The sequence below is a fragment of the Streptosporangium sp. NPDC051023 genome, assembly GCF_040689595.1.
Lineage (GTDB): Bacteria > Actinomycetota > Actinomycetes > Streptosporangiales > Streptosporangiaceae > Streptosporangium.
The window spans coordinates 22,553-32,750 of the sequence record NZ_JBFBCE010000103.1 but is presented as its reverse complement, the minus strand read 5'-3'; the positions used below and the strand labels follow the sequence as shown (position 1 = coordinate 32,750).

11 protein-coding genes are annotated in these 10,198 nt (G+C 71.9%); 3 read left to right on the top strand and 8 right to left on the bottom strand.

Annotated features, from left to right (window positions below; genetic code table 11):
* Nucleotides 1–297 precede the first annotated feature (297 nt).
* Nucleotides 298–1,137, top strand: a complete 840-nt coding sequence (locus tag AB0395_RS41455; RefSeq protein ID WP_366291642.1) for an LLM class F420-dependent oxidoreductase — start codon at nt 298–300, stop codon at nt 1,135–1,137.
* A 6-nt stretch (nt 1,138–1,143) separates the two neighbouring features.
* Here AB0395_RS41455 and AB0395_RS41450 read toward each other — a convergent pair whose 3' ends face one another.
* Entirely contained in the window at nt 1,144–1,668 is a 525-nt protein-coding gene (locus AB0395_RS41450) for an O-acetyl-ADP-ribose deacetylase (RefSeq protein WP_366291639.1), read from the bottom strand.
* 127 nt (nt 1,669–1,795) lie between these two features.
* Nucleotides 1,796–2,068, bottom strand: coding sequence for a GlsB/YeaQ/YmgE family stress response membrane protein (locus AB0395_RS41445; RefSeq protein ID WP_366291636.1), 273 nt, complete (start codon nt 2,066–2,068; stop codon nt 1,796–1,798).
* A gap of 325 nt (nt 2,069–2,393) precedes the next feature.
* Here AB0395_RS41445 and AB0395_RS41440 point away from each other — a divergent pair, with 325 nt between their 5' ends.
* Nucleotides 2,394–3,569, top strand: coding sequence for a hypothetical protein (locus tag AB0395_RS41440; protein ID WP_366291633.1), 1,176 nt, complete (start codon nt 2,394–2,396; stop codon nt 3,567–3,569).
* Between the two features lie 69 nt (nt 3,570–3,638).
* Here the strand turns inward: AB0395_RS41440 and AB0395_RS41435 are convergent, their stop codons facing one another.
* Nucleotides 3,639–4,397: a DUF2071 domain-containing protein gene (locus AB0395_RS41435; RefSeq protein WP_366291630.1), complete on the bottom strand. Its 759-nt coding sequence runs from the start codon at nt 4,395–4,397 to the stop codon at nt 3,639–3,641.
* A 211-nt stretch (nt 4,398–4,608) separates the two neighbouring features.
* Between AB0395_RS41435 and AB0395_RS41430 the strand changes: the two genes are divergently transcribed.
* Nucleotides 4,609–5,076 (top strand): MarR family winged helix-turn-helix transcriptional regulator, encoded by a 468-nt coding sequence (locus tag AB0395_RS41430; RefSeq protein WP_366291627.1) that lies wholly within the window; start codon nt 4,609–4,611, stop codon nt 5,074–5,076.
* Nucleotides 5,077–5,095: 19 nt separating this feature from the next.
* Here the strand turns inward: AB0395_RS41430 and AB0395_RS41425 are convergent, their stop codons facing one another.
* The 5 genes from AB0395_RS41425 to purB all read right to left on the bottom strand — a co-directional run bounded on the left by AB0395_RS41425 (nt 5,096) and on the right by purB (nt 10,135).
* On the bottom strand, nt 5,096–6,319 hold the full coding sequence (locus AB0395_RS41425) for a serine hydrolase (protein WP_366291624.1): 1,224 nt from the start codon (nt 6,317–6,319) through the stop codon (nt 5,096–5,098).
* A 137-nt stretch (nt 6,320–6,456) separates the two neighbouring features.
* A complete protein-coding gene (locus AB0395_RS41420) occupies nt 6,457–7,134 on the bottom strand; it encodes a LysE family translocator (protein ID WP_366291621.1) in 678 nt (225 codons plus the stop codon).
* Between the two features lie 30 nt (nt 7,135–7,164).
* Entirely contained in the window at nt 7,165–7,815 is a 651-nt protein-coding gene (locus AB0395_RS41415; protein WP_366291618.1) for a LysE family translocator, read from the bottom strand.
* A gap of 93 nt (nt 7,816–7,908) precedes the next feature.
* A complete protein-coding gene (locus AB0395_RS41410) occupies nt 7,909–8,658 on the bottom strand; it encodes a GNAT family N-acetyltransferase (protein ID WP_366291615.1) in 750 nt (249 codons plus the stop codon).
* 46 nt (nt 8,659–8,704) lie between these two features.
* Nucleotides 8,705–10,135, bottom strand: coding sequence for an adenylosuccinate lyase (gene purB, locus AB0395_RS41405; RefSeq protein WP_366291612.1), 1,431 nt, complete (start codon nt 10,133–10,135; stop codon nt 8,705–8,707).
* Nucleotides 10,136–10,198 lie beyond the last annotated feature (63 nt).

The following is a 10,198-nucleotide window of genomic DNA, read 5'->3' as shown; positions in this document are numbered from 1 at the left end:
GCGTTCGGGCTGCTCAATCCGATGATCGCCGGGGCCGCGATGGCGTTCTCCTCGGTGTTCGTGGTGAGCAACAGTCTCAGGCTCCGCCGCTTCACGTGATCACCCGGCAGGGCGCGCTCACCGCTCGCGCGGTGGGTCGCGCCCTGCTCGCCGTGACGGCCGGATGTCTCGCTCCGACGGGGACTCGTCCCGTAGCCGCCACGGACGGCTACGGGACGAAGGTCACCTCGGGGAACTCGCGTTCGTCGCCTCCACCAGCATGTCCCGCGCCGGGAGGTGCCGGGTTACGTTGGGGTTATGGACTCTGGTTTCGGCTACTTCGCAACGCACGATGTGGTGGGTCCCGGCCCGCTCGCCCTGCTGGTCGAGCAGCGGGGCCACCAGGCCCTGTTCTTCACCGAGCACACCCACATCCAGGCGTCGGGGGCGCCCCCCGTGCCTCCTGAGGGCGGCGCGCTACCGCGCAAATACTGGCACAGCTACGATCCCTTCACCGCGTGTACGGCCGCGGGCGTGGCCACGACGCGGCTGCGGGTGGGAACAGGCGTGTGCCTGGTCCCGCAGCACCATCCCATCAGTCTGGCGAAGACGGTGGCGAGCGTCGACCACCTCACCGGCGGGCGCTTCGAGTTCGGTGTGGGGGCGGGCTGGAACGAGCCCGAGATCCGCAACCACGGGGTAGATCCGTCACGCCGCTTCGCCGTGATGAAGGAGCATGTCGAGGCGATGCGGCGGATCTGGACCCAGGACGAGGCCGAGTACCACGGTGAGTTCGTCTCCTTCGATCCGATCTGGTCGTGGCCCAAGCCCTCGCAGCGTCCCCATCCTCCCGTGCTGATCGGCGGCACCGGGCCGCGGGTGCTCGACCGGGTGCTGGCGTACGGCGACGGCTGGCTGCCGAACTACGCCCCCGGCATCCTGGACCGGGTGCGGGAGCTCCAGCGCAGGGCCGCGGACGCGGGAAGGCCGGTCGAGGTGGTGATCATGGCGGCGCCCGCCGATCCCGCGGTGCTCGAGGCGTGCGAGAAAGCGGGGGTCGCCCGCGTGATGGCCTGGCTGCCCTCGGCGGGCCTGGACCGCCTCCAGCGGGAGATGGACTCCTTCGAGGAGGCGCTCGCGGAGATGCGAGGGGTCTGACGGACCTTAGGGCCCGCCTGCCGTACCGGCCACGGCGTCCTCGAAGGCGGCGTAGGCGTCCTGGGAGAAAAGAACGAACCGTACATCCGTCACCCGGGTGGGCGTGGCCCGCACCGCGCCGACCGCGATGCGGGCCGCGTCGCCCATCGGCCAGCCGTAGATCCCGGTCGAGATCGCGGGGAACGCCACACTGGCCGCGCCCAGCTCATCGGCGACCCGCAGCGACTCCCGGTAACAGGAGGCCAGCAACTCCGAACGGTCCTGCGAGGCGGAGAAGACCGGTCCGACGGTGTGGATGACCCAGCGGGCCCGCAGCTCACCCGCCGTGGTCGCGACGGCTTGACCGGTGGGCAGGCCGCGGCCGTACCGTGAGGCCCGCAGCATCCGGCAGTCGGCGAGGATCGCGGGACCGCCGCGCCGGTGGATCGCCCCGTCGACGCCTCCGCCGCCGAGCAGCGACGAGTTGGCGGCGTTGACGATGGCGTCCGCGTCCTGTCTGGTGATGTCGTCCTGAAGAAGTGTGATCCGCATACTGCGACCTTTCCCCGCGGAGAACGAGCCCGCGCACGACGACGGCCTCGGCCGGGAACCGTCCCGAACCGAGGCCACCGTGAGATCGTTCACCGCCTGCCCGGGAGCCCGGGGCGGGCAGGAGTGGTTACCGCACGCCGCGCCTGCCGTACAGGCTGACCGCCGCGATGACGCCCACGGCCGCGAGACCGATCTGGATGAGCAGTTCGATCCAGTCGATCCCCCTGGTGGTGGCGACGCCCAGCGCACCGGCGATCGCGGTGCCGATGAGGGCGGCGACGATGCCGATCACGATGGTCAGCCAGATGGGGATGCTCTGCCGGCCGGGAACGACCAGCCGGCCCAGTGCGCCGATGATCGCTCCGATGACGATGGCGGTGATGATGCCGGTGATTGTCATGGTCCATACTCCCTCTTGCTCGGCTGCCAGCCGTATGCCCCCAAGAGTCAAGACAACACATGAAAAACGGCTATACATCGACAATTGACACCCCGCCTGGCGGAACGGATCGGAAACAGCGCAGGACGGCGTAAGCGCGGCAGCGGCGGCCGGACTTCGGAAGCGCAGGTACAGCACAGGGCAACGACCGGCTGGCTTTAAGCGCGTTTCCACGGATTTAGCACCTGTTTCTGATAACAGGTCGGTAAGACAGTCTTGTCACGAGCGACATACACAGCGTGATCTAGGGCACGCTGATCAGGTCAGATGTGACGCGGGAGGCGAGATGCGCGGTGAGCACGACCCCACCCATGACCGGCGCCCCGGCACAGCCCGCCGGGGCAGGCGGCCGTACGACGACCCGGTGAGTCCGGCCTCCGCCCCCTCCCCCCCTCCGGCTCCGCCCCCGATCCTCGCCTACGGCACCGCCGAGGACCCGTTCTCCTACGGATCGTGGGTCAGCCTCGACGTCACGCCGATCCGTGTCCAGGCTCGACGGCGTGCGCCGGCCCCACCGCAGTGGTCGTGGCGGGAGCTTCCCCGCGACCGCTTCCTGCGCCCCGCGCTGATCTTCGGATTCCTGGCGGCCGCCGGGGTCGGCGTCTGGACGTCCGGCTGGGTACCCGCGCACGGGCCGGCGGGCGTGCGGGCCGCCGCCCCCGCGCCCCCCTCCCCGACGGGTGACCACCACGCGGCGGCCACTCCGAGGGCGGGCACGCGGACCGCCGATCCCGTGCTCGCCGCCGCTCCGGCGCCGACCTCCCCGGCGAAGCCCGCCCACGGCCTGGCGCAGGGGTCGCCGCCCGCCGAGCGGCCGCGGATCCACCGGGCCTCCGGCGGGAAGGAGGGGCGGGAACGGGAGGCCGGGAAAGGACAGGACCGCCGGGGACGCGAGCGGCACGGGCCGGCACGGGCTCAGGACGAGCCGAGGGCCGCGAGCGCCACCCCGGACGGCCCGAACGGTTCACCCGGTCAGGACAGAGCGGCCGGCGTGGTCACGGCCGGTGGAGCGGACAGACCGGCCAGGACGGGAAGATCGAGCAGAACAGACAGGACGGCCAGAGCGGTCAGGACGGGGCGCCGGGGCAGGCCGGGCGCCCCCGGGACCCGGCCTTCGGCATCCCGCGGCGAGGGCGGGGCCCGGCGGGGGGCGGGATCCGACGGCGGGGGCCGGGAAGGCGATGGCGTCCCGGGCAGCGCCTCGACCGGTTCCGGCACGGGAGGGGCTCAGGGGAACACCGCCTCCCCCGCCGCTCCCCGCGAAACGGACACCGGGAGCGGCGGCCCCTCGAACGCAACGGGCACCGGCTCCTCGGGCACCGCGGGCAGCAGTTCCTCCAACCTGCTCGGCGACCGGCTCAGCGCCTCGTACGCCTGCCGTCACCTGCGACCTGACGACTGGCGGTACGGCTACTGCGTCACCGCATGGAACGAGTACAAAAGGCGGGTCGGCCTGCCGTAGCCCCCGGATCGCGAGGACGGCCCCGCCCCGTCACGGTGCGCCATGGCGAGTGCAGGGCCGCGCGGCGTCTCAGGGACGCGGCGGCCCCCCGGGAAAGCGGCCGGGTGGAGTGTGGATGTCGAAGTGCAGGGTGCGCTGGGCCAGGATCGAATGGGGAACCGACTCGGGCGCGGTCAGGCCGAGCCGCTCGAAGACGCCGAAACGCGCCGACAGCGCGGTGAGATGGCGGGGCGCCATCGGCGGGTGCCAGACGCTGTAGGAGCCGATCCGGCCGTCCCTGCGGCGGTACCAGCCGATGGTGGGATGGGTGAGCATGGCTTTCCAGTGCTCCTCTCCGGTGAAACCGTCAAGCTGTGCGGGGGGCGCGTCCAGTTCCTCCGCCTCACAGTGCGCGTCGCCCGCGGCCAGGGACCAGCGCACCGGGGCGGCCTCCCAGTCCGCGTCGATCTCGATGCGCGTACGGCGCCACGGCATCCCCCACAGCCACCTCGGCACGGCGGCCAGCGGATGGTCGAGGCTCGTGCCGAAGAACCAGACCCCTTGCACGGATCCCGCGGTGACGTAGGCCCGGTAGTTGATCTGGCCGCAGCCGATCGCCATTGGCGGGCAGAACCGGAAGTGAAAGTCCCGGTCGCGGAAGGCGACCGCGGAGACCAGTGCCGCGGGACCGCCGTCGGCGAAGGCGAACTCGGCCGGAGCGAACCCCTCCGGCAGCAGCCCGGCGAGGGTGCCGGTGGGGACCCGGTAGCTGACGATCGCGAAGTCGTCCAGCTCCGTCTGCGCGTGGTACCAGCGCGGGCGCGGCCTCGGGGTGCCGGTGAACGTCATGACAGCAGAGGATAGGGACATCCGGTCAGACCCGCGTCAGCGACGCCCTCACCGGGCTCCGCACCTTCGGACGGAGCCCTTGGGCACTCGGGCATCGGACATCGCGACCGGAGTGTGACAGGACAGGGAAGGCCCTCGTATGTGACAGGGCCGGGGAGAACTCCTAAGGTGGGCGACGCAGGTGTCGAAACAGTGAACCAGGTTGCCGATCGTGTCCAGTGATCCTCCCGGCTTCGAGCTCCCGCTCCGCCTCCTTCTCGGCTTCCGGGTGCTCATCGACGAGCTCCACGCCGAGCTGGCCCGGCGGGGACACCCCGACATACGGCCGATGTACGGCTTCGTCATGCAGGCGATCGGCACCGACGGCACGACCGCCGTCGAGCTCGGCAGGCGCCTCGGAGTCACCAAACAGGCGGCGGGCAAGACGATCGGCGCCCTGGAGCGACTGGGCTACGTGGAACGCGGCTCCGACCCCCACGATGCCAGGCGCAAGGTCGTACGGCTCACCCGGCGCGGCGTCGAGAGCCTGGTGCTGTCGGCGCGCATATTCGACGACCTCCGCGCCCGCTGGGCGCAAGTTCTGGGAGAGGAGCGCCTGCGCGCGCTGGAGGCCGACCTGCGCGCGGTCACGCCCGCCGAGTTCTTCCGGCTCGACGTGCCCGGCTGGTTCGGCGGTTGACCGGGCGGCGCCGAGCCGGTCAGGAGGCGCGGGCGAACGTGCCCAGACCTGTCGTGTCGAGGTTCTCGACGGTGACGGTGGCGATCTCGCCCGAGGGACCGGCGGTGAACCTCACCGCGGACGGGCCGTTGGCGTTCTCGCCCCACGGCTGGTAGGCGAAGGTGTCCCCGTCGTAGTGGGTCAGCGGCGACCACCGGTCCCCCGGGCCGAGCCGCATCGCCAGGCCGCCGCGGGCGGCGGCGCCGACCAGTTGCCGGTCGGCGAGCTTTCCGCCCGCGAGCTGCAGGCGCATCCACCGGGTCATGTCCCGCGCGGTCGAGCTGGCCCCGCCCGCCGGTGACTGCGCGTTCGCGTCGCGCGTCTGTCCCGCCAGCCAGTGACCGGCCCTCCTGACGTGGAGCGCCGCCCTGTCCGGTGCCCTGGCGTAGTCGGCGTACCGGTAGCCGGTCGAGTTCATGCCCAGTGGCTTCAACAGCACCTCGGCAGCGAGGTCCTCCCAGGCCGTCCCCTCCGCTCTGGCCACCGCGACGGCCGCCTCGGTGAACCCGAAGTTGGTGTACGCGTAGCTCGCCCGGAACGGCCCGAGCGGCTCGTAGCGCAGGTGCGCGAGAATGTAGCCGCGGTCGTATCCGAGGTCCTCCAGCAGGTCCCCCGCGTGGCCGGGCAGCCCCGCGCGATGGGAGAGGAGGTCGGCGAGGGTCACGTGACCGCTCACCCAGGGGTCTTTGAGCGCGAACGCGGGATCATGCGCGACAACCGGGTCGTCCCAGGAAACCGGCTGCCGCCCCGCGGTCTCGCGCCCCACGACACCGGCGACCACGGTCGAGGTCAGCGGCTTCGACAGCGAGGCGAGTTGGAAGACCGTGTCAGGCCCGACGGCGCCCGGGGAGCCGATCCGCCGGACGCCGAACCCCTTCAGATACAGTTCCCGATCCTGGTGGACGACCGCGACGGCCATCCCCGGCACGCCGGTCTCCGCCATCGTCGCGCGGATGATCCCGTCGAGCCCCGCGACGGCCGCGCCGACCTTCTCGGGGGTGAGCAGCGGCGGCGGTTGCGGCGGCGGGGCGGGGGCGAGCGTCCGTGCGGCGTTCGCCGCCACCTCTCGCGCCTGGTTCGCCCCGGGAGAGTCGTTCCGGACGCCGATCCCGGCGCACGAGCACACCAGCGCCCCCAGGCTCAGGAGCACCGGGACCAGCGGCCCGCAACGGCCGGTCCGCCTCGGGTGGTCGCGCTGCGTCATGAGGCGCAGGCTAGGCCGCGGGCTCGTGCCGTACGCCGTCCTCCCTCGGCGTGTCGCGACTGCTTGGCACAGGCTTTCCGCACACGCCCGCGCCACGCGGCGCCGCCGCCGGGACGGTTCGCCGGAGCACGCGGGTCTCAGCCCGATTCGGCCGCGAGGCGGATGCCGAAACCGATGAACACCAAACCGGTCAGCCGCTCCATGCGACGGCGGACGGACGGCCGGGTGAGCCCCCCGCGCATGACGTGCGCGGCGAGGACCACGAGCGCGAACCATGCCATGCCCAGCAGATTGTGCACGGTGACCAGCAGCAGGGTCGCGGGCAGCACCGGAACGTCATGGGGGACGAACTGCGGCAGCAGGGTCATGTAGATGACCCCCACCTTGGGGTTGAGCAGGTTGGTCACGAACCCGGTCCGCATGGCGGCCAGCGCCCTGGCGGACACCGCGGTTCCGGCTGCCGTCGCCGGTTCCTCAGGTTCCCCGGGTGTCGCGGACCGGACGCCGGGGCGGGTGTTCCACAGTGCCCGCGCGCCAAGCCACATCAGGTAGGCGACGCCCGCGATCCGGACGGCGGTGTAGGCGATGTCGGAGGCGGCCAGCAGCGCCGTCAGGCCGAGCGCGGTCGCGACTCCCCACGCGTAGCAGCCGAGGTTGACCCCGAACCCGGCAAGGAACCCGGCCCTGCGTCCCGAGGTGATCGTCGTGCGCAGCACGACCACGGTGTCCGGGCCGGGGGAAACGGTGAGAACCAGCGCGACGACGGTGAAGGCGAGCACGGCAGCGAGCACACCAAAAGTGTAGGTTCCCGGCATCTCATCATCATCGGCGACCGGGACCCCGGTCTACGGCGTGGTGACCAGGGCACGCGAGCGGTCGGTGGCGATGCGCAGCGCGATCCCGGCCAGCACGGTCGCCATCAGGTAGCGCTGCACCCGTGCCCACAGCGGCCGCCGTGCCAGGAAGGACGCGATCGACCCGGCGGTCAGCACGATCACGGTGTTGACCGACAGCGAGACGACGACCTGGATGAGGCTGAAGCTGAGGCTCTGCCAGACGACGTCACCGCGTGCCGGGTCGACGAACTGGGGAAGCAGCGAAACGTACAGGATGGCGATCTTGGGGTTGAGCAGGCTGGTGATCATTCCCATGGAGAACAGCCTGCGGGGCGGGTCGACCGGCAGCACGCCGGGGGCGAAGACGGAACCGCCACCGGGGCGCACCGCCTTCCACGCCAGCCACAGCAGGTACCCCGCGCCCGCGAGCTTGATCACGGTGTAGACGACCGGCACGACGGCGAAGATCGCCGCGATGCCCGCGGCGGCCGCGACCAGGTACACCATTAAACCCGCGGCGATGCCCGCCAGCGAGATGAGGCCCGCCCTGCGCCCCTGCGTCACCGACCGCGAGATCAGGTAGAGCATGTTGGGACCGGGCGTGAGGACCATCCCGAGCGCGACCACCGTGATGGCGACGAAGGTGCTGAGCGATATCATGCCCGAATCCTCCCGCTCCCGCACTTTCCAAAGAAACAGCCAATTTCATGAAATGGCCCTGAAAGCATCAGGCGTGCAGCGGCAGCCGCTTGGTCAGGGGGCGGCGGGCAGCGCCAGGGCGGCCACCGGGCGGCCGTTCAGGCCCAGCCGCTCGTAGACGCCGATCGCGGGGTAGTTGTCGGTGTCCACCACCAGCGCGACCCGGCCGTGCGCGGCGATCAGCGCGTCGAAGGCGAACGCGCACACCCGCCGCCCGTATCCCCGGCCGCGCAGGGCCTGGGCGGTGGCCACCCCGGCGACGAAACCCACCGCCGGGCAGGACCAGGCGTCGGCGGCCGTGGCGACCAGCGTCCCGTCCGACGAGCGCACCCCCGCCCAGCGGCGGATCCCCGGCAGCCCGGGTACGGCCCAGGCGGACGGGGCGGCCTCGGCCAGCAGGGCGGCCACCTCCCCGTCCGCGTCACCCAGCCATCCGATCTCCTCCGCCGTCCCCTCGGCGGTCTCCTGCGGCGAGGATGGCCTGGCCGTGTCCATCCACTCGAACGGCCGTACCGGGCCCGTGCCCGGCATCCGCTCCGCCAGCTCCGCGATCAGCGCCCGATCGCCCAGCAGCCGGTAGGAGGGGCCGAGCTCGGGCAGCACCCGCAGTACCAGAGCGGCCACCTGGGCCGCCGGCCCGAGCACGGTCAGCCGGTCGCGGCGGTTCAGCTCCGGGCTGGCGACCGCGACCGCCTCCCCCAGCGCCCACGCCCGCACCCCGCCGGGCATGCCCTGCGCCGCCCACACGACGAGCGTGTCGTCATGGCAGGCGGCGGTGACGTCCTCGGCGGCGGTCAGCTCCACGCGGGCTCCATGGTTTTCCGGGATTTCGGGGGGACTGTCCGGAGTTCTAGAGGATCGCTCCCGGAGCGTAACCCGCCGCGGCCGGATAACGGGCGACGATCTCGTCGATCCGCGCCACGACCGTCTCCACCTGGTCGGCCGCCGCACCGGTGAAAGAGATCCGCTCGTCCAGCAGCTCTCGCAGCGCGGCACGGTCGAGAGGGAAACGCTCGTCGGCGGCCAGGCGCTCGACCAGCTCGTTGCCCGCCCCGCGCTCACGCATCGCCAGCGCGGAGGCGACGGCGTACTCCTTGATCAGCTCGTGGGCGCTCTCCCTGCCCACCCCGGCCCGCACCGCGGCCATCAGCATCTTGGTCGTGGCCAGGAACGGGAGGTAGCGGTCCAGCTCGGCGGCGATGACCGCGGGGAAGGCGCCGAACTCTCCCAGCACCGTGAGCATCGTCTCCACCAGGCCGTCGAAGGCGAAGAAGGCGTCCGGGAGGGCCACCCTCCGCACCACGGAGCAGGACACGTCGCCCTCGTTCCACTGGTCTCCGGCCAGCTCTCCCACCATGGAGGCGTATCCCCGCAGCACCACCGTCAGCCCGTTGACACGCTCGCACGAGCGGGTGTTCATCTTGTGCGGCATCGCGGAGGAGCCGACCTGTCCCTCGGCGAAGCCCTCGGTCACCAGTTCGTGACCGGCCATCAGCCGGATGGTCTTGGCCAGTGAGGAGGGGGCGGCGGCCAGCTGCACCAGCGCGGTGACCACCTCGTAATCCAGCGACCGGGGGTAGACCTGCCCGACGCTGGTCAGCCGGTGCGCGAACCCCAGGTGCGCGGCGACCCGGTCCTCCAGCAGCGCCAGCTTCTCCCGGTCTCCGCCGAGCAGGTCCAGCATGTCCTGGGCGGTGCCGACGGGGCCCTTGATCCCGCGCAGCGGGTAGCGGGCGATGAGCTCCTCCAGCCGGGCGAAGGCCACCAGCAGCTCGTCGGCCGCCGACGCGAACCGCTTGCCCAGCGTGGTCGACTGCGCGGCCACGTTGTGCGAGCGCCCAGCCATCACCGTGCCGGAGTGCTCGGCCGCCAGCGCGCCGAGGCGCGCCAGCAGCGCCACGCATCGGTCGCGGACCAGGACGAGGCTGTCGCGGATCTGCAGCTGCTCGACGTTCTCCGTGAGGTCCCGCGATGTCATGCCCTTGTGCACGTGCTCGTGCCCGGCCAGCGCGTTGAACTCCTCAATACGGGCCTTGACGTCGTGACGGGTGACCCGCTCACGCTCGGCGATGGAGGCCAGGTCGACCTGCTCGACGACCTTCTCGTAGTCGGCGACGGCCTCCTCGGGCACCGCGACCCCCAGCTGGGCCTGCGCGGCCAGCACCGCCAGCCACAGGCGGCGTTCGGCCACCACCTTGTATTCGGGAGACCACAGGCGGGCCAGCTCCGCCGAGGCGTAGCGGGCGGCCAGAACGTTGGGGATGCGAGGCTTGGCAGTCACGTTGCCTCAGTCTATTGCGACCGGCGGCCACGACCTGCCCGGGGTCCCCTCCCCCGTGACCGG